General features: G+C 71.6%; 12 protein-coding genes. 6 read left to right on the top strand and 6 right to left on the bottom strand.

Going from position 1 to position 24970, the window contains the following annotated elements; translation table 11 throughout:
• Positions 1–165 precede the first annotated feature (165 nt).
• Positions 166–1575 carry a cytochrome P450 gene (locus AC2TEW_RS30140; protein WP_484626522.1) on the bottom strand — a complete coding sequence of 470 codons (1410 nt, stop codon included), beginning with the start codon at positions 1573–1575 and terminating at the stop codon, positions 166–168.
• A gap of 231 nt (positions 1576–1806) precedes the next feature.
• Positions 1807–3321: an ATP-binding protein gene (locus tag AC2TEW_RS30135; RefSeq protein ID WP_484626550.1), complete on the bottom strand. Its 1515-nt coding sequence runs from the start codon at positions 3319–3321 to the stop codon at positions 1807–1809.
• A 251-nt stretch (positions 3322–3572) separates the two neighbouring features.
• Between AC2TEW_RS30135 and AC2TEW_RS30130 the strand changes: the two genes are divergently transcribed.
• Both AC2TEW_RS30130 and AC2TEW_RS30125 read left to right on the top strand, forming a co-directional pair.
• Positions 3573–5003, top strand: coding sequence for a cytochrome P450 family protein (locus tag AC2TEW_RS30130; protein ID WP_484626521.1), 1431 nt, complete (start codon positions 3573–3575; stop codon positions 5001–5003).
• A 176-nt stretch (positions 5004–5179) separates the two neighbouring features.
• Positions 5180–6097, top strand: a complete 918-nt coding sequence (locus tag AC2TEW_RS30125) for a cytochrome P450 (RefSeq protein ID WP_484626520.1) — start codon at positions 5180–5182, stop codon at positions 6095–6097.
• A 37-nt stretch (positions 6098–6134) separates the two neighbouring features.
• Here AC2TEW_RS30125 and AC2TEW_RS30120 read toward each other — a convergent pair whose 3' ends face one another.
• Positions 6135–6656 (bottom strand): hypothetical protein, encoded by a 522-nt coding sequence (locus tag AC2TEW_RS30120; protein WP_484626519.1) that lies wholly within the window; start codon positions 6654–6656, stop codon positions 6135–6137.
• Complete coding sequence (locus tag AC2TEW_RS30115; RefSeq protein WP_484626518.1) at positions 6613–6987, bottom strand: hypothetical protein; 375 nt, start codon at positions 6985–6987, stop codon at positions 6613–6615. Before AC2TEW_RS30115 ends, AC2TEW_RS30120 begins: the two co-directional genes overlap by 44 nt.
• Before the next feature lie 504 nt (positions 6988–7491).
• Between AC2TEW_RS30115 and AC2TEW_RS30110 the strand changes: the two genes are divergently transcribed.
• The 4 genes from AC2TEW_RS30110 (at position 7492) to AC2TEW_RS30095 (ending at position 22460) form a co-directional block, all read left to right on the top strand.
• Positions 7492–7734 carry a hypothetical protein gene (locus AC2TEW_RS30110; RefSeq protein ID WP_484626517.1) on the top strand — a complete coding sequence of 81 codons (243 nt, stop codon included), beginning with the start codon at positions 7492–7494 and terminating at the stop codon, positions 7732–7734.
• A gap of 143 nt (positions 7735–7877) precedes the next feature.
• On the top strand, positions 7878–21137 hold the full coding sequence (locus tag AC2TEW_RS30105; protein WP_484626516.1) for a DUF6349 family protein: 13260 nt from the start codon (positions 7878–7880) through the stop codon (positions 21135–21137).
• Positions 21138–21166: 29 nt separating this feature from the next.
• The gene (locus tag AC2TEW_RS30100) at positions 21167–21514 is read left to right on the top strand and encodes a hypothetical protein (RefSeq protein WP_484626515.1); all 348 of its coding nucleotides are present in this window, start codon (positions 21167–21169) and stop codon (positions 21512–21514) included.
• Positions 21515–21773: 259 nt separating this feature from the next.
• On the top strand, positions 21774–22460 hold the full coding sequence (locus tag AC2TEW_RS30095; protein WP_484626514.1) for a hypothetical protein: 687 nt from the start codon (positions 21774–21776) through the stop codon (positions 22458–22460).
• Positions 22461–22582: 122 nt separating this feature from the next.
• Here the strand turns inward: AC2TEW_RS30095 and AC2TEW_RS30090 are convergent, their stop codons facing one another.
• Together AC2TEW_RS30090 and AC2TEW_RS30085 are read right to left on the bottom strand one after the other, a co-directional pair.
• The gene (locus AC2TEW_RS30090) at positions 22583–23182 is read right to left on the bottom strand and encodes a hypothetical protein (protein ID WP_484626513.1); all 600 of its coding nucleotides are present in this window, start codon (positions 23180–23182) and stop codon (positions 22583–22585) included.
• A complete protein-coding gene (locus AC2TEW_RS30085) occupies positions 23175–24968 on the bottom strand; it encodes a type IV secretory system conjugative DNA transfer family protein (protein ID WP_484626549.1) in 1794 nt (597 codons plus the stop codon). The genes AC2TEW_RS30090 and AC2TEW_RS30085 overlap by 8 nt, the downstream gene beginning before the upstream one ends.
• Positions 24969–24970 lie beyond the last annotated feature (2 nt).

Below are 24970 nucleotides of genomic sequence, written 5' to 3'. Positions count from 1 at the left end.
CGTGGCGATCCCGCGGGAGCGCCCGGCGTCGTTCGGTACGTGGTGTCGGTTGCTGGTGACTGATCATCATGCAGGTGCAAATATCTCGGCTTGGCCAGATGGCGTCAAGGCTTGGCAGGGAGCCCGCCGAGGCCAGGACCGAACGGCCTGGTGTCGCTGCGTGCTCTACTGCTTGTGCATCCGGCGCATCAGATCGGACCACCCGGACCCGCGTTGCGGCAGCGCACGCGCAGGAGCTCGCTCCAGGGCGTGCACTCCTGCCGCGGGCCTCTCAAGTACGGCGCCTGCGGACATGCGGTCGCCCGTCGGCGGCGACGGCGACGGCGCGAACGTGACCTCGAGGCCCACCAGATGACTGGACGTCCAGGTCGGTATACGGGGGCGCTCTGCCTCCTCGTCCGCCAGCCACAGATCGGGAAGCCGCCTCAGAAGCTCATCGATGCCCGTATCGGCGATCGACCGGCCGATGTCCAGCCCAGGACACGCGTGCGGACCGGTCCCGAACGCGAGGTGCGCACGGTTACCCGCCATCGACTTCGCGGCGTCCGGCCTGATCGCAGGGTCGGCATTGCCGGCGGCCAGCCCGAGCAGCACCATGTCGCCCCGGCGAACCGCCTGCCCACCCAGCGACGTGTCCTCCACCGCATAACGCGCAGGGAGCACCGACAACGGAGGCGAGTCCCACAGCACACGGTCAAGAGCGTCGATCAACGCCATCTGGCCGCCGCGAAGCTGCGCACGGGCGCCGGGATCGGTGAGAACGACCTCCAGCATGTCGGCGATCAAGTTGCTCGTCGTCTCGTTCGCCCCGACGATGATGAGCCGAAGGTGCTCCACGACCTCGTGGTCGCTGAGCCGGGACTCATGGGTCAGCAGCCACGACGCCAGGTCGTCGCCGAGCCGCCGCTTCTTGCGCGCCACCAGACCCCTGAGCGCGTCCAGCACGTACTCGTTGCTCGTGACGGCCGTCTCCGTGCCCTTCATCAGGTCACGGCACGCCTCGACCAGCCGGGGACCGTCCTGCTCGGGCATCCCCATCAGCTGGGTCATGACGAGCATCGGAAGCTGCTCCGCGAACTCGTTGACCAGATCGGCGCGACCGGCCGGCGCGAAACGGTCGATGAGGCGGTTGGCCGCCGCCACGACGTGACGGCCCACCTCACGGCTGTCCCAGCTGTCCAGGGCGCTGCGCACCGCGGAACGCAGCCGCTGGTGCTCCGCCCCGTCCGCGAAGTTGCACATCGGCTGATAGTGCGCCAGCGGCGCCAGCGGGTGGTCCGGCCCGACCTGGCCGTCCAGCACGGCCCGCCACCGCCGCGGATCGGAGGTGAACCGGTCCGGCGAGGCGAGAACGGATTTGATCTCCCGGTAGCCCAGGACGAGCCAGGCGGCGAGATCCCCCGGCACGAGGACGGGCGCAACGGCCCCGTGCCCATCGCGAAGCCGCTCGTACAGACCCTTCGAGTCCCGTTCGGCACCCGGCCCGAACAGCCGGGCGGAGGCCCCGGAGCGCCGGACGGGACAGGCCGACGGCGCCGCCGAGGACGACGGCGCCTGCTCTGGTGTACTGGTCACGAACCCTCCGGGTCACGGTGATCGGGAAAGCCGCGCCGCGGACGGCGATTGCTGCCACCCCGCTCCACTGACTGCGCTGAACGGGACGAAGCCGCAATGGAGCATAGTCGTACTTGTCGAGGGACGACCCGGAGGTGATGCACTGTCAAGCCACCCCCGGGCAGCACCACACAGGCCCACGGGAGACACCCGGCCTGCCGCGGCCCGGCGCCGCCGGGCCGCTCACGGCCATCACGAGCCGCCCGGCCCGAGGGCCCGGGCGGTGTCCTGCGCGAAGGCCCGGTGGTCCAGCACGACGAGCGCGGACGTGCCACCCATCGCGTTGGGCTCCAACCGGACCCTGATCTCGTGGATCGCCGCGAGCCGACCGACCACGGCCAGCCCAAGACGCCGGTGGCCCGCCGACTGGCTGGGCGGAGGAGGGTCCGCCAGCCTGCCGTTGATCGCGACCAGCGCATCGGCCGATAGGCCGATGCCCTCGTCATGGATCTCCAGGCGCACGCCCTCATCGGCCATGCGCCGGCCGGCGACAGCGACCCGGGTCGTGGGAACACTGAACGCGGTCGCGTTGCACAGCAGCTCCGCGACCAGCCGGATCAACCCGTTCACCACCCGCCCCGTCACCCTGACGTCGGGGACGGCCCCGATGTCGACCCTGTCCTGCTGCTCCACCTCGGCCGCCGCGGCGCGCAGGACCTCCTCCAACGGCGCCGACTTGGGCCACAGCCGCCCCTGGTCCTCACCGGCAAGCAGGAGAACGTTCTCGCTGCTGCGGCGGATCCGCGTCGCCAGACTCTCCAGCCGGTACACATCGGCCCTCGAGTCCGGGCCGGACGGACCGCCCTCGGGAACGGACTTTCCCATCTCGATGAGGGTGCCCAGTTGCTGGGCGACGAGTGCATTGGTCCGGTACGACAGGTTGGCGAACGCTGCATGGAGCTGCTGCATGTCCGCCTCGGCCGCAGAAGCGACACTGACGGAAGGCTGACCACCGAGCCGTGCCGGCCGACGGAACGGCCACCGCCGGGCGCCGCCGGCCCCCTCGTCCGAAGCCTCGAGCCACCGGCGCTCCAACTCCTCCTCCAGCCGGAACTCCGCCTGCCGCAGGCGCTCCGCAGCGCCCTCGCGATCCTCCTCCAACGCGGCGACATCGTGCATCATCGCTGCCAGCGACCGGACCTTCTGCAGATACTCCCGGTCGACCCGGTCACGCTCCTGGGTCGCCCGTTCGATCTCACGCTCCAGGCCGCCGCCGTCACGGCCGACCGCGCGGCTCGCGAGCTGGTTCAGGCCCGACTCCAGCTGCGCCCGCAGGTCCTGCTCGGCCCTCAGCTGCGCGCGGAGCTCGATGACCGTCAGCTCGGCCTCACTGACCCGCTCCTCGGCCGCCTTCAAGAGCTCCTTGAGCTGATACACCTCGTAGCGGTGCGGATCGTGGACCTGGCACGCGTTGAAGTACAGGCGCCGCAGCATCTGGGCCACCTCCGGTGTGACCGGTGCCCCGGTCACACCGCGGACGGCCTCGCTGAGGCGTGACAGGAACTCGACCTCTGGCAGACGCTTGCCGTTCAGAATCCGCGACAGCGTCGTCACGTCCACACCCAGGGTGCCTTCGAGCTGACTGAGTGTCATGTCCAGGCCCACGTAGAACCGGCGGAGCTCGACAACCCACTCCCTCATCGCCGGGTGCAGGTCAGGCGCGAGCTCCGACAGACGCCGGCCCGTTCGCCGAGGTTTTTCCACCACCAGCAACAACCCCCACAGACTCCCACCCGAGGCGTCATTGTTGCCGCCTGTCGGCAAGAACGCCAACCCACCCTTGCACGCCGGTCCCGGAGCGTGAACGGTAGGAACCCGCGGCCGCCGGACAGCGTCTGGGTATCGTGCACCCGCGGCGGGAGGGGCGGACCTCGCATCACCTGCCCAAGCCCCGGCCCAACACCACCCGGTCCGACCCCGGACCGGCGGTGGCTGTCCCGCTGACTGTTAAGGCTCCGATGACCACTCCCACCCCCGAAGGCCCCCGCGACCGCCGCGCAGCCCACCACGCAGGCCGGCCCAGCACGGGGATCGACGGCTGCCCGGTGCACCCCCTGTTCGGGGCGGCCTTCGAGCAGCGGCCCCTCGAGTACTACCAGTACCTGCGCCAGGCCGGTCCGGTGGTCCGGGTCAAGCTGGACCCTGCAGGCTCGTTCTGGGGCTGGCTGGTCCTGGACGTCACCCTTCAACGTGACATCCTGCAGGACAGGGAAGGGCAGTGGACCAGCGACCCGCGGGCCTGGTGCGACCGGGACCTCGTCCAGGCCAACCACCCGCTGCTCCGCCACCTGGACGCCCGCCGCCACGTGCAGCACGCGGACGGCCCGCGCCACGCGCGGCTGCGCGCCCCCATCGTCGCCGCACTCAGCAACCCCGACCACCAGACCCGCCGCGACATCGCGCACCTCGCGGACTCCCTCATCGCCCACTTCGCCGGCCTCGGCCAGGCGGACCTCGAGCACGACTACGCACAGAAGCTGCCACTGCGGGTCATGATGAACCTGCTCGGCATCGACTCCCGGTTCTCCGACGAGGTCGACGCGTCCGTGCACGAACTCATCCGCTCCGGCCCGAAGGCCGACCAGGCCGCCCAGCGGATCGACGCCATCATGCGGCAGCTGGTCGAGGAGAAGTACCGGCACCCGGGAAACGACCTCATCTCCTCGATGCTGCAGGCCGGCCCCACCGACGCCGTCGACATCCACGAAGTCGCCGACCAGGCCTGGTTCCTGCTGAGCGTCGGCCTCGGCAGCACCGCCGCATGGATCTCCAACGCCGTACTCAAGATCCTCACCGACGACGACGGACTCCTCGACCAAGTGATCAACGGCCAGGTGACCGTCGACGACGTCGTCGCCCGCGTCATCTGGGACAACCCCCCGCTGCAGAACATGTTCAACCGCTGGCCCCTGCAGGACATGGAGCTCGGCGGCTGCCGGGTCAGCCGCGGGCAGCTCGTGATCATCAGCTTCGCCGCCTCGGGCAGCGACCCCGCCACGAGACCCTCCGACCCCGCAGCCGCCGTCGGCCACCGCGCACACCTCGCCTGGGGCACCGGGAACCACGAATGCCCGGCCCAGGACCTCGCCTCCGAGATTGTCTCCATCGCACTCTCCCGCCTGCTCGTGCACATCCCGGATCTGCAGCTCGCCATCCCGCGCGAGGACCTCGTCTGGGGACCTCCCCTGGTCGTCCGCGGACCCGCGAGCCTCCCCGTGACCTTCACCCCCGTCGAACCCGACCACATCGGAGCGCCCCGGTGCCCACACCATCCCCCCTCCACATCGCCACCACCCCCGACCCCGACGGACCCGAACCCCGACAGCTCCGCGACGCCGGGCCGGCCGTCCTGGTTGAACTTCCTGGCGGCGTTCAGGCGTGGGCGATAACCAGCCACGCCGCCGCGCAGACGGTCATGTCCGACCCGCGCATCAGCAAGAACGCGAGACACTGGAGAGACCGAAGAGAAGGCCGCATCCCCGACACCTGGCCCCTGACAGCGTTCTTCGAAGCCCCCAGCCTCCTCACCACCGACGGCACACACCACACCCGCCTGCGGGTCCCCGTGCAGCGAGCCTTCACACCCGCCCGCGTCAGGAAGCTGCGCCCGAGGATCGAGGCGATCGTCGACTCCCTCCTCGACCGGATCGGCACATCCGCCCGCGTGGACCTCAAGCAAGCCTTCTCACTCCCGCTGCCCCTCACCGTCATCTGCGAACTCCTCGGCGTCCCTGAAGACCCCGCGATGCGCGACCACCTGCACCAGCTGTCCATGAACGTCGTCGACAGCGCCGCCACCCCCGAACAGGTGCAGAAGACCTGGCAGCAGTTCCCGCGCGCCCTCCAGGACCTCGTCGAAGCCAAGCGAAGCCGGCCCGGCGACGACCTGACCAGCGACCTCATCACCGCCAGGGACGCCGGCCAGCTCACCGACGCCGAAGTCACCGCAACCCTGCTCGTCAACATCCTGGGCGGCCACGAGACCACCGTGAACCTCCTGAACTCCGCCGTTCGCGTACTCCTGGAACACCCCGACCAGCTCCGCCTCCTGCACGACGGACAGGCGACCTGGAGACAGGCGATAGCGGAGACCCTCAGATGGGACCCACCCGTCCGCCTCACCGTGCCCCGCTTCACCACAGCCGACTTCCACATCGACGGGACCGCCATCCCCGAAGGCGCACTGATCGTCATCCCGATCACCACCGTCGGACGCTGCCCCCACGCCCACCACGCCCCGGACACGTTCGACATCACCCGGGACGACAACCGCCACCTCGCCTTCGGCCACGGCGCGCACCGATGCCCCGGCGCCCCGCTCGCCGTCGCGGAGGCAGAGATCGCCCTCCCGAGACTCTTCGCCCGGTTCCCCGACATGGCCCTCGCCGCCGGCCGGCCCACGCACCGGCTGCCCTCCCTGGGAGTGAACAGCCTCTCCGCGCTCCACCTCGATCTGACACCGGCACCCCGAGCGGCCCGGTAGCCGAAGCCCGGTCCGCAGCACGGGAATCCCCTGGCTGCTACCGTCGGCGGGCGCGTGCCAGGCGCAGCCGCTCCACAGCCAGAGCCTGCGCCTCGGCCAGGCCCCGCCTGGGGACGGGCGCCGCCTCCTGTGCCTTCGGAGCGTGGATGATCCGCGGCCGGCCCAGCCGCGCGCCCGCCGTCTCATAGACCGAACTCGCGCTACGCGCCCCAACAGCGACGACCTGCAACAACATACGCTTGTCGGCGCCTGGGAGTGCATCGCGAAGCCGATACACGATCCTCCACTCGGGCACCCGGCCGTACCGCGTGTCGTCAAGACCTTGCCGTTCATCGAAATAGAGCTTCCGGCAGTCCGACAGGTCCGGGTGCCCCTCCAACGCCCCCAGCGGATTACCTATCAGCTCGCCCCGAGTGAGCTGACTGATCCGGATGAGCGCAATCCTCTGGAGCTGGGATGTCGGCAGCGCCAGGACATCAGCTCTCACCTGAGGGTGGTGATCCGCCCGGTAGAAGTCAGGCCCCTCGACCGACTGCTCCCCGCCCACCATCACTCTCAAGCCCCCCTGCACCGTCGGCCGCGTTCGGTGTGATGCCACCGCGACCCGAGACCAACTCCTCCAGCGCCGAGTTCGTCAGTCCCTCGCCCGGCGCCGGGGACCCGACCACGCGGTCCGACAGCATCCGGGCGTCGGCCTCCTCCGCGGCAGCCAGCAGACCGAGGTACGCGTCGTAGGAGACGAGTGCCGCCTGCGGCACGCCCTCGCTGCCGATCACGACGACGGATCGCTCCACGCCCAGACCGTCGACCAGGCTCCGCAGCGTTGCGGCCGCTCGGCTCGGCGAAATCAGCTCGGTAGTAAGGAATTTGGTGGAAGCGTAGTCGTCCATGGCATCACTGTAGCGAGCCCGCATCTCGGGGCTACCGCCCCAGTTTCCAGCAGTCCACCCACCACCATGGGACCCGAAGCCGACGCTTCCCGCTGGAGGCCATTCGAACGGCTGATCACCTGGGCGACTTCCCGCCCAGCGGGAACTCCACCATTGCAAGGCTGCGCCTCCGACGTCCGTGACTTTCCCTGGTCGGTGCACCGACGGCCTTGAACTCCGGGGAGACTCACGTGGGCCAGCCACCGACTGCGGCACTGTCCGTGGTCTTCCTGATGGGCCTGATCATGGTTGCCGTCTCCCTGTCGGCCCCGTGGAGGGTCCGACGATCGGCCACGCCGACACTGCGGCCTCCGCGCGCGGCGTCGCCCATCGGAGGCGCGGACCGCGTGGGCGCGGCGGCCTGATGTGGAAACACAGGCCAGCAACCCGACGACCCCATCCGGCACGGGGCATCTGTTTCGAGCGGATCCACAACCGGCCGAGCTCGCCCCTGAACACCTTCGCATGCTCGAGCAGCTGGCCGCCTCCCGCACGGCCCGGCGGGCCAACTCACCTGCCAGCGTTGCGCACCACCCGGATCCGTCCGCCCCCGGAGGCATAGGTGAAAGCGAACTCGCCCGCGAGAACCAGCGACTGCGCAGCTACGTCGCAGTTCTGGAAGCAGCCGTCACCATTCTGCTCGACTCCGCAGACCACAGCAGCGAAGAAGCCGACGAACGCCGACGGAGGGCTACGTGCGGCCATTGATGAGCTGGGTTTACATCTCCTTGGACCCCAGCACAGGAGCCAGCGAGTACAGGATCCGACAGTCGGACGGTGCCGGGCTCGTCCCCTCCGGCGGTCCCAGGAACCGCCGGGCGGCAAAGAAGTCCGCAACCGACATCGCCGCTGTGCCCACCGACCGGGCCGAGGCGTTTGCCAGCAGTGAGTACGCCATCGTAGGGCCCTGGGAGATCGTCAACCCCACCACCAAGCGAGCCCTCCTCGACTTTCCGCAGCGCACGCAAGCAACGCGGCCCGCGGCCCAGGAGGCCATCGAGCAGGCCGTCGCCGTCGATGCCACCCCCGCGACACCGACCCGGGCCGCCGCGACGGTGGAGCCGCAGCTGTGGATCGAGCACAACGGATCCCTCACGCGCCTGCACGGCGTCGACGCCAAGGACAAGGAATTCGACCAGGTCCGCAAGGAGGTCGGCGCGTTCAGGCGCGCCACGGCCGACGGCCGCCTGCAGCACTGGGAACTGCCGACCACCTGGAAGCAGCGGATCAAACGCGACGAGCGCGTGACCTGGCTGGTCGGTCGCCTCGCCGACCGCGGCCGCGAGATCCCCGTCTACCTCGACGCCGCCGACCGGGCGGCCGCACTGCGACCCGGCGGCCGCCACAGCGCCCCGCTCGAGCAGCTCACCCCCGACGAACGACGCCGGCTCGAGTCCGCGGCCGTTGACGACCGCGCGCGCCGCTGGTCGCCCGTCGACTTCCAGCCCGACGACGAGATCCTCGTCGCACGGGGCTGGTGGCAGACCGTCCGCACCGTCCAGACGAACTCGCTCGACACCGGCGACTCCGCCCCCGTCGGACCGGGATGGGTGGTCGCCCGTCGCCGGGCCGGCGTGATCACCACCGCCGACTCGCAACCCCCCACAGGCCATGCCCGCCCGGGCTCGCTCGACCCGGCCAAGATGACCTCCGCCGAGGTCACCGCCGAACTCGACAACCTTGGTCTGCCCGCTGCCGACCCGGCGCACGAACCCCTGATCGAACGAAGGCGCGCTCTGCTCGCACAGCGCGCAGAGCGCCACCGCGGCCTCAACGTCAGCCACGAGCAGGAACGTGCCCAGCTGCGCCGGTGGATGGCCGACCCGGAGAACGCACCCCCGTACCTGATTCGGGTCACTGCCGCCGACGGCGTCCTGATCGGCTGCGTCGTGCCGGCCGGCAACGGCCTCCAGGCTGTCGATGTCGACGGCGGCTCCGCGATGGACATGATCTTCGGGGCATTGCCGGATGCGGTCTCGGGCGTCCACGAGCTGCACCGGCGCCACGAGGACCGGACCCCCGCCGGCTGGAGCTACGCGGGCTGGTCGCAGCTCGCCCCGGGCGAGAGCGCCCGGCTGCCGCGCCCGCAGATCGCCGGTCGAGGCGAACTCGTCGTCGACCCCGACCGCTGGGGCGAGCCGTTCGTCCTGCGCTCGGTCGAGCGTGCCGACGACGGCTGCCTGACCGTCACGGGAGAGCGGAACGGACAGACCTTCACCGAGCACGTTCCCGCCGACACCGCCAACCTCGGCACTTCACGGCCGGCCGATCCGGCGGCCCCGACCGAGAGCGGCCGCGACTGGCTCGCCATGCGGGAGAGCGACTTCGGGCCCCCCGCGCCGACTGCCCAGGCACCTGCGGACACCGGGGCCGACGACCCCTACGGCACCCCGCCCATCACCGAGCTCGGCGCCGGCGGGGACACACCTGCAGCAGGCGACCCGGTGCCCCCGCAAGGTGAGACGCCTTCGGCGGAGCGCCCACAGCCTTCCCCGGTGCCGGCCGCGGTCCCTGAAACGCCCGACCGGTCGGTCCTCACGGAGGACCAGCGGGCCGGACGGCTCGGCCTCGGCCAGACACTCGAGGGCGATCAACCGATCCCGCCGCACGGCATGACCCTCGTCGACCACGGTGACAACACCTGGACTGTCACCCGCAGCGACAAGAAGTCCTTCACCGTTGCCTGCGACATCATCACCCAGGGGGAGCCCCTGCGCCTGGTGGGCCCGGGCGGCTCGGTCGTCGCCACCTCGACCGACTGGCGGGCGATCTTCGACGCCGTCGCGCAGATCCGGACCGAGGGGACGGCGGCGGGCCCGGAGCAGGCGGCCGGGCAGGCGGACCCGTCTGCGCAGCCCGATACAGCCACCGCCGACGGCGCCGGGAGCGTGCAGGCGAGCCTGGAGCCCGGCGAATCCGTCGTGCCGTACGAGCGCCCGCAGAACCCGGACGACGTTCGGGACCAGCCTCGCGCCGCCGAGGACTGGGTCTTCACCAGCAAGGAGGGCTACGAGTACCGCCTGACTAAGGAGAACAACCGGCCCGACACCTGGCGGGTCACCTGGATGCCCTGGTCGTTCTCGGCGTCGAACGGCGGCTACCGGTGGCTCGGAGACAACCCCACCGAGGCCGTGGTGCTGGCCTGGATCCGGCGCGACAGCCAGTCGCAGGCGCTGGCGGCCGGCCGGTGGGAGCGCTGGGGACACCTGAAGAAGCAGGTGCCGTTCTCGCTCACGCTCGAGACCGAGGAGATGGAGCCCGGGGTCATGCGCGTGGCCCGGTTCGGGCGCCAGGCCATCGCCGCCGACTACCCGTGGGGCTGGGAGACCTCCCAGCGCGGCCGACTGGGGGAGAACCCCAACCGGCGTTACAGCGACGGCATCCGCCTCGAGCTCGCAGCCCACGAGTTGACCCACCAAGGCCTGCTCGACGTGCCCGACGACCGCCTCCGCGTCGTCAGCACCTACCGGGAGATGGACGAGCCCTGCGCGGAAGGAGGACCCAAGCACCTCGGGTCCTGCGCATCCAAGGCCAAGGACCAGCGGTTCCTGGTGGAGGTCCTCGACGACAACGGATCGCCGCTGGGCACCGTCGTCATCTGCCACCAGCACCTCGCGCACCGCCTCACCGGAGACGACTCGTACAACCGTGTGACGCCCAGCGTCGCCCACACGCTCGCCGGCTCCACCGGGACCTGGGTCGACTGGCAGGACCGGCTCAACACCCTCGTGTGGACTCTCGTCGGCCCGGCCGTCGACGCGGGACAACCCGTCCCCGACGTCAAGGCCGCGCTGTACGAGGCCGCCCTTGCCGAAGGCGACACGCACGCCGCCCGGGCCGCCAGGCGGGCATCCCGCGAGCGCGGAGAGCCCAAGGCCCAGCAGAACCAGGCCGCGGACGCCGCAGTGGCCGAGCGGCAGGCCGACCGGGCCGCCCTGATCGCGCAGGCCGAGTCCGACGAGAAGCAGTGGCGCGACCGGTTCCGCCCCACACCCGGGCAAGACGCGGCCACGAACCTGGCCCACCAGCAGCCGACCGGCGACACGCACAGTGGCGACGCCCCCGGCACTGCCCCGAATGCCACGACACCCAGCCCCTTCGAGTTCGGTGAGGAAGTCCACGGCCACCAAGGACTTGTCGGCAGGTTCTTCGCGGTGGACGACGCGGGCAGGGCCCACATCCAAACCCAGGACAACGGACTCACCGAGCGACCGGTCGGCGAACTGTGGCGGCCCGGCGAGACCCCCGCACCCCAGCGCTCCCGAGAATCGTGGCCCGCAGCACTTGCCCAGGCCGCCACCACCGAAGGCATCTCCCTCGACGAGGAAGGCGCACGGCTCTCGCACCTCGACGACGGGGCCGGCCACGGAGTCGTCACGGACACGGCCGGGAACATCATCGGCTGGATCCGGGCACGCACCGCATCGGACGGCCGCCGCTACTGGTTCGGCCAGGACGCCCGCGGCGGCGCCCCCTACGAGCTGAAGTGGCACGACGCCATGCCGGACACCGCCGGCATCCCCCAGTTCCGGGCCGCGAAGGCCGCCGCCTACGTGCACAACCGTGACCTTCGCGACGACAAACGCCCGACACTGCCCGGCGACGCCACCACGGAGCTGAGACTGACCGACGCACGCGTGCGCGAACTCAGCCTCCTGCAGCTTCCCCAGGACCGGGCCGACGCTCCGGGCCCGGTCGCATTCCGGCCTGGTGTGTACAACAGGTACAACCTCAGCTCGGCGCAGATGCGCGCCTACGCCGACGCGGCCCGCGAAGCGGCCACCGCACTCGGCGACGCCACCGCCGAGGAGCGGCGTAACAAGAAGGTCCTGGACGACCTCGCCCCGTGGCTCGCCCGCCAGGCCCACGAAACGGAGGCCCGCCTCGCCACCCTGCCGCGGCCGGGCGAACCCGATCCCTGGGCCACTCCCTACCGCGACAGCCCGCAACCCCGCCAGGCCGCCGACACCGATCCCGCCGCGCCCGAATCCGACCAGCCCGCACTGACGACCGCCCGGCCCTCGGAAGGGGACACGGTGAGCGAACCACCCCCGACCCCCAACGCCACCCACCACATCGGTCGGCCCGGCCAGGCACTCGTACCGCTGTTTGCCGAAGTCGACGCAGCCGACACCGTCGCAACCGCCACCGGCTCCGCACTACGCATCGTGCTTCGCACCCCGGCCGGCGACTCGCTGGCCCTGTGGAACCCCGAGGGCAGCCTCGTTGCCCCTGGCGACCGCGTCTTTGTCAGCGGCACCGTGGCCGAGCACGCGATGACCGCCGAAGGACCCCGCACCGTACTCCGCAACGCCCGCCTCGAACTGGCGGATGACGTACACGAGCGGGCAACGGCCCGACAAGCCGCCCCCACCGGGTGGACCGCCATCACCCACGACAAGATCCCGCCGCGCCTTGCGGCCGGTGACCAGGTCCGCATCATCGACCTGGACAGCCCCTTCGCCCGACTCGACGCGCCGGCCACGGTCTCCCGGCACTCCCCGCGCATGACCCGGGCCGCCGTCACCGTCTACAGCACGGTGACCGTCGAATCCGTCACCGAACACCCGGCAGGCGACCGCTACACCGGCCACACCCGCCACGGCCGCGAGATCCAGTTCGCAGCCTCCGACATCGCCGCTGTCCGGCCGAAGCCTCCTGAGGTTCCCACCAGCCCCCTGGCCCCGCAGGCCAAGCCCACAACTGACGCACTACCCGAGGCGGAGCAGCAGCCCACCACCGAGACCGCCCACACCGACCTTGCGCCCGACGAACGCCGCCGCCTGCGCGCCCTCCTCACCGCCCTCCCCTTCGAACGCCGCACAGCGATATGGGCTGCACACCCCCTGCGGATCGGAGACGACGTCCTCATCGGCGACAACGACTGGCAGACCGTCGCCGAGGTCAAGCCCTACCTGCTGCGCACCACCAGCGGAGAGTTCCCCGACATCGCCGCCGTCTACGCGGTCCGCCGCGGCAACGTCATCACCACCGCCGACACCGTTCCGCCCGCAGCAGAACCGGCCGCTGCGCCGGATCACCCGGTGGAGCCGAGCCTCGACGAGGACGGCCCGTTCACCGGCCCGCTGACGGTCCTGCGCACCCACCAGCGCCTCAGCCAGGCGTGGGAGTTCCTCGACGCGCTCATCCGGAAGAACGAGGTCACGACTGAGAAGGCGGCGGAGACCATCCTGGAGAACGACCCGTCGGCCGTCCGCCGGGGTCTGCTTCCCCTTGCCCGAGAAATGGGGAGCCGCCGCTCCTTGGAGACGCTGGTGGCAGCCGCCCGCGTTCTGGCCGGGCATCCGGACGTTGCGACCCGACATGCCGCGCGCAAGGACCTGCGCGACGAGGACCACATCACACGGAGTCGAGCACTGGTGGACGCCGGGCACCCGATCAGCTCCGTTCGCAGGGCCGCCCGTGTCGTCCACAGCCACGGCGAACACCTCCTCGGGCGCCTGGGCGTGACACCCGCCGACGAGCTCGCCAGACTGTTCAGGCGCCTGGCGACCGGCACCGATGTCGAGGTCCCCGACGGCTGGGTTTTCACCCCGGCCCCCGGCGAACTCGGCGAGGGCCGGACAGTCCGCATCCAGAACAGCGACGGAAGCTACACCGTCGTGCGTCTGCGGACTGCCGGGCCGGGCCCCTGGCAGGCCACCGACCTCGTCACCCGGCTGCAGCGGACAGTCGACCCTTCCTCCGTCGTCGCCCTTCCCGTCGGCACGGCGCCCGAGGACCCCGCGGCAGCTGGCGACGACAACGACCCGGTCGATGTCCTCAAGCGGGCCGCATCCGGCGCATGGGGCCGAACAATCGCCTCGCTGGCATTGGGTACGAGCGAGCGGAACGCCGATCCCGACCGCGCCGGGCAAGCTCTCCACCACCTCGTTGCCGCGCTCCGCTCCTGGGGGGCAGCCGGGCCCGGACCGATCGCCGGGCTCACCCTCGCCGGTGCACAGGCCGAGGGCGCGGACCTTCCGTTCTTCGACGAGGTCGAGCAGCTGCGGCGGCACTACGCCGAACTTCCCCTCCCCGACGGACGTGACCGGCGGGCCGCACGTCAGCGCCACGAGGAACGGTGCCGCCTCGCCGCCGACGAGCGCGTCCGCCTGTCCGACGGCGGCCGCCTGGTCATTCTGCCGGTCGGCGGCAGGCGCGTCAGCGGGCGGGCGACCCGCGGCAGCGACAGCGGCTGGGAGATCCGGCTGCCGTGGTTCCTCGAGAAGCTGACCACGGTCGGCGCCATCGTCACCCGCGGCCACGCCCAGATGGTCGCCGACGCACTGGAGACGATCACCGACGCCGACGGCGCGCCGTTCTCCTGGGACGCCCCAGACGTGCACGAGCTCAGCCGGGCGTTCCGCGACCGCGAAGGACGGACCCTCGCCCAAGCCATCGTCCACACCATGGCCACCACGCCCGGCCTCGACGAGGACGGCGAGTTCGCCCGAGCCGACCAGCGAGCGGCCCGGCGCGCCCCTGCCCGTCCGGACGCGGCCGCGCGGGCGCCACGGCCGGCCCCGCAACCTCCCCGGCCGAGCGACGCCGCAGCCCCCGACGGCACGACAGCCCCGACAACGGTGCCCGCAACCGGACCCGCAACACCCGCACCCGCGGCCATCACCCCTCCCGCACTCGCCCAGGCACCCTGGCGAATCGCCGAAGGGCACCCCTCCGCCGTCCCCGACAGTGTCAACACCGCGACCAGCCACCGACCGAGCGTCGAGACCAACGGGCACGAACACCGCGGCGTCTGCCTGTGCTGCACCCACCGCGGGCCGGCCCGAAGCGACCAGACGACCGCAGTCGCCGACGCGCTGGACCACGCCCACCCCGCCTGGAGGTCGACACCCGTCTTCGCCCCGCCGTTCTGGAACGACGCCATCGACCCGCACCGGCGCCTTCGGGACATCGACTCCTGGGCTCAGGCCGCGCAGGCCGTCCTTCCCGACGGCTGGATCGCCTCCGCCGGACCGGTCCGGGTCCACGGCACCGAACCGACGGTCAGGCCGCCCGGCGCCGGCGCCGGACGCTACGAGATCATCACTGCCGAACCGGCCCACATCAGCGTCGTCCGCAAGAAGCCGGGCCGAGTGGCACTCACCTTCCCACCGGCACCGGGCCGGACGCGGCCCGCCGACGCAGCGGCTGCCCGCGCCCTGCTGGACGCCGCCGACCAGGGCGACAAACAACGCCGCACCGCCCTGAACACCGCCAGACAGGCCAGGACGCTCGCCCCGGTGGCCGACGGCATGTTCGGCGCCTTCCAGGCGGACAACGGGTGGAACCTCATCCCCGCAGGCGGCGCACTCACCCCGCTGCCCGCAGCCCTACGGCGCCTCACCAGCAAGGGAGAGGCGGTCGAGTTCGCCAACCGGCTGGCAATCCTCCTGCACACCACGCTGCTCGCCGGCGCCAACCCGCCCCTCGACTTCGCCGACCCGCAGTTCGAGGAAGCGCTCGCCCGCCACCTCGCCGACACCGGCGCCCACCCGGAAAGCCTGTCGCGCCTGCTGCTGGCCGCCCGCGCCGGCCACGAACGCGACCACCACCGCCACAACGACCGCTTCGTCCGTGAATGGACCCCGTACGAGCACAACCCCGACCGGGCGACCCCTCAGGAAGGCCACGCCTGGGCCGACGAGCTCCACGAGGACGACTGGATCTCGATCACCGTTCCCGGACACCCCACACGCCGCACCGCCCGGGTGCTCAGCATCACCACGGACCAACTGGGTGCCGTCCACCTCGAACTCGACATCGACGGCACACCGACCGGCCACACCGTCGCCCGCAACACCTCCATCGCCCGCACCAGCGCCCCCCAACCATCCGCCGCAGCGCCGGACCCGGCACCAGCGGCACGTCCCGACACTCCCGCCACCCACGACGTTCCGCAAGCCGCGGACCCGGCCGAAGAACCCGTCCCGAACCGGGTCGCCGAGCCGACGCCCGAACCGACACTGGCACATTCGGATCCCGAGGCCCCCGACACCCCAGGCGAGCCCGACACCATCACGCAGCCCGCCCCGGACGCCACCGCAAGCGCAGCACAGCCGACAACGCCAGCAGGCTCCCGAGCGACTCTTGACCCGGCCGACATCGCCCGAACCGCGATGCTCGCAAGGCTCAGCGAGTACCAGGACGTCTGGGACACCGACCCGGGAATGGCCCGCCTTCTCCGCACCGCCACCACCGGACCGGACATCGACGGACGCACCCTGCACCTCGCGATCACCGACACCGCCGACGGACCGAAGGTGACGGCCCGGCTCGACCACGAACCGGACCCGACCGCCACCGCCTGGACCGATGCTGAACTCCGAGCCGCCAACCCGAACGACCTCCTCACCGCACTGAGCACCGCCCCCGCCGCGACCGGACCCGAAACCGAGCAGCAGGCCTCGGCATCGAACCACCCGCAGACCACCGAGCCGCCGGCACCGCCCACCACCGACCGCCTCCACCAGCTCCTGGCCGCGGCCCAGGACCTCCTCGTCGCCAGCCTCCACACCGGCAAGCGATCCGAGCCCGCACGCCGCTACCTCGCCAAACGGCGAGTGCCCTCGGACAGCCGCACCGCCGCACACTGGGGGATCGGCTACGCCCCCAGCGGCTCGCGCACCTACCTGACGGACGCACTGCGCACCCAGGGCTTCACCGACGCCGAACTCCTCGCGTCCGGCGTCAGCGCGGCCGGCGACCGAGGCATGTTCGATGTCCTGCGCAACCGCGTGACCTTCCCCATCCTGAGCGCCGACGGCCGCGTGATCGCGTTCACCGGACGGGACCTGCAGGAATCCGACACCAGCCGCAAATGGGTGAACACCCGCAACACCGCGCTCTACACCAAGGGCGAAACCCTGCTCGGCCTCGGCCACCACCGCCAGGCCCTGGACGAGCGCGGCCCGTTCGTCATCGCCGAAGGCGCCTTCGACCTCCTGGCCGTAGGCGAGGCCCTGCGCCGGCCGGACCGCCCCGCACCCGTACCCGCCGGACCGTGCGGCACCGCCCTCACCGAGCAACAGGTCCAGGTCCTCGCCGCGCTCGACCCGCGACGCGACATCGTTCTCGTCTTCGACCCGGACGAAGCCGGCGACAAGGCACTGCGCTCCGCGTGGGAACTCCTGCGAGGCTGGAAGGGACGCGTCTTCGCGGTCCGCCTGCCCGCGAGCGACGACCCCCGCGTCAAGAACGACCCCGGCCGGATCTTCGAAGAGCTAGGCCCCGAGGCGCTCTACACCCTCATGCACGATCGCCTGCAGCCGGTCCTCGACGCCGTCCTCGACGCGGCTCTCGCGCCGCTGGTCGAGGACCCGACCATGGCATGGAAGGCGACCGAGACGGCCGTCGAGCTGATCCTCGCCTCCGCTGACCCGCACCAGATCTCCCACCAGCTGCCCCGGCTGGCCGTCCTAGGCCTGGATCTGGAGACCCTGGCCGAGGAGATCGAACGGGAACTGTCCCACCTTCCCGACCACGCCTTGGGCGAGGCCTCCATGCGCGAACTGCGCGCAGCCCGGGCCGCGACGGCATCCACCGCGTACCCGGACCGAACCCAGAAGCCGACCGTGACCACCCCGGACACCGCACCGCCACCCCGGAACACCGAGCCGGCCGACGCCTCACCCACGCATGAGCACCCGGCGACCCCGGCACCGCCGGCCGAGCCCGCGCCGCTCGAACCGCCCTCGGCGACCGGGCCTGCGGTGCCGGTGCCGGTCGGTTCCCCCGGCTGGCTGGCGTACTGGGCCGAGCGCCTGCCCGAACAACTGTCCACCAGCGTCGCCCCGATGGAACGCGTTCAGTTCCTCAACCTGGTCCGGGACCTGGCATCCCATCTCGGTGAAGGACCGGACCACCTGCCCGGGCTCGAGGAGCGGGTCGTCGAGGCCACGGCCATGTTCGCGCGAGGCGAGGGCGACGGAGCTGTGCGGCACCTGATCGCCGCAGCCGGCCAGCACCCCAGCTACGAGGAGATCGACCTGTTCCGGCGGATCCTCGATTCGGCCGACTCCCGGCAGCAGACCCCGCCACCGGGCGGACAGCCCGCGAAGGAGCAACCGCACGTGACAGCACCCTCTCCGGCCGGCCGGGCCGGCCGTCCCGACGACCCGTACCTCCACCTCATGGGCAAACCCGGCGGAGCGACCTTCGCCGCAGCCCGCGAACGCGTCGCCGCCGAGCTCAAGCGCACCGACCTGACACCCGACGAACGGCTGGAACTGCAAGAGCGCTGGATCCTCAACGCCTACGGTGAGGACAACGACCATCGCGCGATCCACGGCGATCCCGTCGACGGCATCTTCCGAGGCGCGCAACGCCGCCTGCAGATCGACCGTGACTTCACCGCCATCGAACCGTCCTCGCTCGTCGCAGGGGCCCCGGCCGGCCAGGACCCCGTGGGCGAGCGGCTGGTCCTCGCACAGCACCTCACCTCACGAGCAGCGCAGGAGGCCAACGACCACCCCGAGATCGCCTCCGCCTTCCGGGCCATGGCGCGGCAACTGCGCCTGGAAGCCACGGGCCGCCCCTCGAACCGGCCCGGCGCCCCCGGCATGTCGGCCCCTCCCAACGACATGATCACCGAGGCAACCAGGATCCTGCGCAGCAGCGCCACCCCAGTCTCACCCCTCGCACTCCAGGCCCGCATGAACCTCACCTACCCCGCGGCCGAGAAGCTCCTGGACGCTCTGGAAAGCGCCGGAGTCGTCGGCCCGCTCAGCCCGGACACCGGCCTGCGCACCGTAGTACAGGGAACGGTGCCGGGAGCCGGCACAGCCGACGCCCCGGCACAGCCGCAGGCGGAAAGCCAGGAACAGGCAGACCCGGCACACGCCGAAGGCACCGGGCCGAGCACACCCTCGAGCGGCCCGGAACCGATCGACCGGCTGACCGACGACGCCGCACAAGCGATCACCGAAGCCGCCCGCCGCAGCACCAGCGACGTCACCGAACGCCTGCAGCAGCTGCGCCGGGAGATCGCCGAACTCCGGACCCACGTCGAGCAGATGTTCAGCCCCGAGGACGCCGCCGCCACCGAGACCGACACGCGCCCCGACAGCCCGGAAGCCCTTCGGCCGGCGATCCGCGCGGCCGAGGCCGATGCCGCCTGGTACCTGACCATGCCCGAATGGCTCAAGATCCAGAGCATCCACGCCGCAGCCCTCGACGTCTGGTCCACGATCAGCGAGTTCCAGCAGCAAAGCCCCGATGAACGCCTCGACCGGCTCGCCCGGGCCGTGACCGCCTACGCCGCCCAAGGCATCGCCGGCGCCGCGTTCAGCCTCAGCAACAAGCTCGCCGCCCGCGGCGAAAGCGGATCCCCGGCCTGGACCGCCCTGCGCAACCTCTACCGCGCAGCCGACAGCCTGCGAGCCCGCATCCTCGGCCGCCAGCCCACACCCGACGCCGCACACGAACAGGCCGACATCGAAGCGGACCTCCAGAAATTCGCCAAGGACATGCGAACCCAACGCCGCCAGGCCGCTGCCGATGCCCCAGCAGCCCGGCGGGAAGCCCCCGAACCGACCCAGGGCCCGGAATCCGCCGACAACGGAGAACTCACCTGGCTCCGACGAGCCGCCGCCGGAATCGGCACCTGGCTGACCGACACGGACCGGCTGCTCGGCCGCGCCGGAACCCGGCCGTGGAACGGCATCATGTCCCTCTGGAACCGCATGACCGACGCCCTCCAGGCCGCCGTCGACACCGGAAACCGGTTCGCAACCGACCTGCAGTCGGTAGGACTGCTCAGGACCCTCTGGCTCCGCGCCGTCGAGAAGCTCAGCGACCTCCTCAGCGACTTCGCCACCGCCCGCACCAGCGGCGACAAGCCGCCCGCCCGCAGCGCCGAACTGGCCCGAGGCGCCCGCCACCGTCTCGAGGAGCACCGCGAGCACCTGCGCGGAACCCTGCCGCGCGGCCACTACCGGCCCGAGGGCTACTACGACGACACCTCCTTCCTCAGCCGCTCCCGCGCCTCCCAGACCCTGCGCACCGAGCGACGCGCGATCACCCAGGACCTCGAGAAGCCGAACCTCGCCCCGCACGAACGCCTCGCCCTCCAGGAACGCTGGATCCTGAACGCCCACCGCGACGACGCACTCACCCGGGAACACGACCCCGCCGGCGAAGCGGCGAACCCGGCCCGGCAGAGCCGACTCCCGCTCCCCACCCACGCCGCGCTCCGCGAACCCTCCGAACTCGTCGCAGGATCCCGCCCCACCCCCGACCCCATCACCGCCCGCGCGGACCTTGCCCGACACCTGGAGACCAGGGCCGACGCGCTGCGCCGCACCAACCCGGCAACGGCCCGGCTCTTCCACGAGGTCGCGCAGGGCCTGCGACTGGAGATCACCGGCCGACCCCGAGCACTCCCGGACGGCAACGCACTCCAGCCGGAAGGAATCCGGGCCGCCGCCCGCATCCTCGCGGAAGGCGCCCCCGCCTCCCCGCTGCTGCTCCGCACCCGGCTCGACATCCCCTACGCCGACGCCGAGCGTGCCCTGCAGACCCTCGAGTCCCTCGGCATCGTCGGCCCCGTCCCCGCCACGGGGAAGGGGGATGCCGCACTGCGCGCAACCCTCATCGGGCCCGACCAGATCGCAGGCCTCGACCAGCGGCTCGCCGCAGCCGGGCAGGCGCCGGCCCGACCGACCTCCCCCCGGCCAACCGCCCGCCCGACACAGATCACCGACCTGACACCGGACCAGATCCGCGCCACCCTGCACGCCTACGCCGAGGAACACCTGCGCCGCGAAGGCCCGAACACCCCGAACGGCAAGATCACCCAAAGCCTCCTGAACTCCCTCGGGACCACCGGACCGGTGAAGGCCACCCGCAACACCCAGGGCCGGGCAGCTGCTCCGGCACTCCTGGCCTCGCTGCAGAGCGTCGCTGCGGCCAGCCCGGCCGAGCAGGACTCCGCCGTGCTGCGCGACCTCGTGGCGGGCGCGATACAGGGCGTGGCTCCAGACCTGGCACCGCGGCCCCAGGCCGGCGCCCCGAAGGCGAAGGGTTCGCCCAAGGCCGGAGCGCGCGCGGCACAGCAGCAGGCGCAGAAGCTGCAGCGGCCGCCCGCCGCACGGCGCGGCCCGGCATGACAGTCCCGGCGAACAGAGAAGCCATGACCATGGCAGGTGAGCTGAGCACCCGGGACCTCAGCGAGCACCGTGCCCGGCTGATGGCTGCTCTTCTCGAGAACCAGAGGCACCTGAACCGCACCATCGCACAGGGCGAAGGGCTCGATGGCCCGGTCGGTCTCCAGCGGCACCGTGAGGCAGTGGACCTCCTGGCCGCGCAACTGCGATCGATCACCGCCGAGATCGAGGTCCGTACCGCCGCTGCAGCCAGCAACCCGGCCCCGCGGCCGCAGATGCTGCGGGGACGGCTCGCCGAACAACAGAATGCACCGACGTGGCACCACCGGCGCCCGCCGCCCGGCGACCGAACCCGAGGGGAGCGGCGTGGCACCGCGTGAACCCCGGTGCCACGGCCCGGCCAAGCCCTTCCGGCCGGGCAGCACGCACTGACCAGCGGACATGAGAGCCTCGCACCGCGCCGCGGGACCCGACGCCCGTGGACATCAACCTCACCCCGACGGAACAGCGGCCCCTTCGGAGGGCAGCATCGACCGGATTAAGTACATCAAGGGGCGGTGCCATGGCCGTGGGAGCATCGCCCAGCTGCTTCTCACCCCTGCGCCCGGCACGCCGACCACGGTGCGCGAGACTGGCGGCATGCCCGCCACCGTCCCTCTCGCCTCCCCGGAAGCGATTCGCACCCATCTCGTCACCCAACTGAACAACGTCCTTCGCCGACCGGGGATGGGGGGCGGAGAACTCAGCATCCGGCTGATCCTGGACCACCTCCTCTTCGTTGAACGCCGGCCCAACGCGTGGAGTGACGAGCAGCGCGCCCTCGAGCAGCGCAATGCGTGGACCCCGACGGGCGTGAAGGGGGCGTTCGAGAACTACCTGCCGGCCGACCACGGCCACAGCGTTGGCTCCGTCTACGCGGAGTTCGCGCACCGACAGGGCTGGCTCACGGCGGACCGGGTGCTGGATGCGGCCGAGTACACCTCGATGCGCGACACCATCGACTCATGGGCCGCCCACGACCGGGTATGGCCCGACGTCACCTCCGCCTTCGGACCGCCGTCGGTGCTGATCGGCGGCACCAACCCCTATTACGGGAAGACACTCGGCTACCTCACCGACGACCGATCCGCTCCCGCGGTCTTCTTCCACCTCTGGAACGGCACCGACCTCGGGATCGAACCACCCTGGCCCCCGGTCCACGAACAACCACTGCTCCTGGCCATCCGCCGTGGTGACGGTTCGTTCGCCGCGAGCTTCACATTCATTCCCGAGGGACATCGCCGGCGCCCGGGACAAGCGGGGACCCCGGAACGCCGCGGCTCGTAGCTCGGCCACCCTGGGCGACCCTGCAAGGTTGGCCAGCGCCGTGTCCACTCGCCGCCGTCAGCCCGGCTGCCGGAGGCAGCGCAGACGTCGGCGAATCTCCAGCGTCCCGGCCCTCGCGGCCGTCAGCCGAGGCCCAGCGGCGGCTCCGGAACGCCGCCCGGCGGGTCGGGTTCTCGGTCGCCGGGCGGGCCGGCCGCCAGGACCTGATCGCGGTAGGCGGCATCGGTCCCGAAGGGGACCCGGGACTTCGGCTCGTGGAAGCCGTTGACGCACCCACCCAGCCAGTTCCGGTTGATCCGCTCCACGGCCCGGGCCAGGGCGTCCTGCCACAGGTACGGGGAGGCGCCGACGTCCTCATCAGATGCGTACGCAGAGGCGTGGGACGTCCACAGGGCAGTGAGCTCCTCCACGACGGACGCATGCTGCCACCAGCACTGCCGCGGCAGCTGCTCGGTCGTCAGCTCGTAGGCGTCGGCGAGCCAGACCACCCACGCGACGAACTCGGGCCACAGCACCGCCCTCTGCTCGTCGCCCATCGACCGCCACAGCACCGGGGCGCCGGCGGCGCGGTCCGACGGCCCGCCCCCGGAGGCATCCCCGCCCGGCCCGCCGCCGACGGCCGGCTGCCGCTCCTCGAGCGTGGCCAGACGTACCGTGATGGACGTCAGCTCCGCGTTGATCGACGCGAGTTCGTCGAACAACGGCTCCAAGGAGTCAGGCATCGGGAACCACCTCCGGGTTGACCATCGCGAGCGCCTCCTTGGTCGCCGCGGCGATCTCCGCCGCCCGCGGGCCCTCGTGCGCACGGACGAACCGGACCCGGGTTGCCGCGGTGCGCCGGTGCACCAGCAGGCCCATACGCTCCTCGAGCATGCGGATGTCGCTGGGCTCCAGCGCCGCCCGGCGCCGCACCGACAGGGAGGAGGAGACCCGGTCGCCGTCGTCGGAGACGGACTCGGTGTCCTCGTCGAACTCCCCGACGAGCGCCGAGTACGACTTCAGCTCCTGTTCGTCGCTGACACCACCGAGGATGATCTTCGCGGTGGCGGATCCGAACAGCTTGCGCACCCCGGTCTGCCCCCAGCGTTCCTCCGCCTGCGCCAGGTTCTGCAGGACCGCAGCGACGAAGATGTTCTGCGAACCGCTGACGGACATGAAGCTCGGGATCTGCGGGAGCGGCGCCACATTCGCCAGCTCGTCCAGGAAGCACCCCAGCGGCGGATCGAGCCGGCCGTTGGGCATCCGCGCGGCGACCTTCTTCGCCGTGTCCAAAATCGCCTGCACGAACGTCGCAAGGACCGGCGCCAGCGCGCTGCCCTCCTCCTCGTCCCCGATCAGGAACAGCGTGCCGCCACCACGCAGCCACGCCTCGATGTCGAAGTTCCCCCGCTGCGGCGCGAAGATCCCGGCCACCCGCTCGTCGTACAGCGCGATGAAGCTCTGCTCCGCGGTGCGCCACGACGCGCTCCGCTCCTCCGGCGCAGCCGCATGCTGCGCCGCCAGCGCCCTGGACAGCTCGACCTTGCCCTGCCGGGCGAGGATGTCGACCGCTTCCCGTTCCGCGGGCGAGGTCGCCCACTTCAGGATGTCCAGGGCGTTGCGCCCCTCCAGGGCGGCCGCGTGCAGCCAGCAGGTGATGAGCATCTTCGCGTTCATGACGAAGTACCCGCCGTTCTTGGTGCCCTCGTCGCTCTTGGTGGATGCGGTCAGGGTCTCGGCACGCCGCCTGGCGGTCTGGAAGTCCTCGCAGCCGTCGGTCAGCGGCCATGCGAGCTGGAACGGCCAGTTGGACAGCCCGGTGGCGTCCAGCGCCATGACCGTGCCGAACCGCTCACGGAGCTTCGCCGTGGAGAAGAGCACATCCGTCTTGGACGACGTCGCGAGTACCGTGCCCGGGAACTCGAGGATCGCGGGCAGGATGAACTGGCTCGTCTTGCCCTCGCGCGGCGGCGCGACCAGCAGCAGGCTCTCCTCGATCGTGAGCCACAGCGGCAGCTGCGCCGGGTCGGCGGTGCCGCAGAACACCGCGACCTCCCGGACGTCGACCGATCCGGGCGGCGCCTTGGCGAGGCTCGGCCGCAGCGACGGCACCCGGGCCAGCGCCTTCGCCTCGCTCATAGCGTTCTCGAGCTGCTTGCGGGTGGCGAGGCCGTCGGCGCCGTCCGAGCGGCGGCGCTGCCAGCGCAGCCACAGGGCCTTCGAGAGGTGGTAGGCCCCGGCGACCTCGCCGGCGAACAGACCCCAGAAGGGCACCGGTCCGCCGACGCCGGATCCCCTCGGGAACGCAGCTGCGGGTTCGGTGAAGTGGATGAAGACCCCGACGCAGGCGGCGCCAGCCTGGGTCCAGGTGACGCCGGCCGGCCGGCGGTGGGCGGGGAGGCCGGACAGGACGGCAGCCAGCCACACGAGCGCGGCCAGGACCACGAACGCGAAGATGAGACCGACCCACCAAGCGTCCCGGCCCAGGCGCAGCCGGGTGGCGGAGATCGGCGAGGCGACCTTGTTCATGC

Source organism: Kitasatospora sp. NEAU-CNBT7 (assembly GCF_057220535.1).
Note: the sequence above shows the minus strand (reverse complement) of the source record. Positions and strands in the feature narration are given on the sequence as shown.

Coding starts and splice junctions, on each gene's coding strand:
- AC2TEW_RS30130 (WP_484626521.1), top strand. CDS start 3,573: ATGACCACTCCCACCCCCGAAGGCCCCCGCGACCGCCGCGCAGCCCAC.
- AC2TEW_RS30115 (WP_484626518.1), bottom strand. CDS start 6,987: ATGGACGACTACGCTTCCACCAAATTCCTTACTACCGAGCTGATTTCG.
- AC2TEW_RS30110 (WP_484626517.1), top strand. CDS start 7,492: ATGCTCGAGCAGCTGGCCGCCTCCCGCACGGCCCGGCGGGCCAACTCA.
- AC2TEW_RS30100 (WP_484626515.1), top strand. CDS start 21,167: ATGGCAGGTGAGCTGAGCACCCGGGACCTCAGCGAGCACCGTGCCCGG.
- AC2TEW_RS30095 (WP_484626514.1), top strand. CDS start 21,774: ATGCCCGCCACCGTCCCTCTCGCCTCCCCGGAAGCGATTCGCACCCAT.
- AC2TEW_RS30090 (WP_484626513.1), bottom strand. CDS start 23,182: ATGCCTGACTCCTTGGAGCCGTTGTTCGACGAACTCGCGTCGATCAAC.
- AC2TEW_RS30085 (WP_484626549.1), bottom strand. CDS start 24,968: ATGAACAAGGTCGCCTCGCCGATCTCCGCCACCCGGCTGCGCCTGGGC.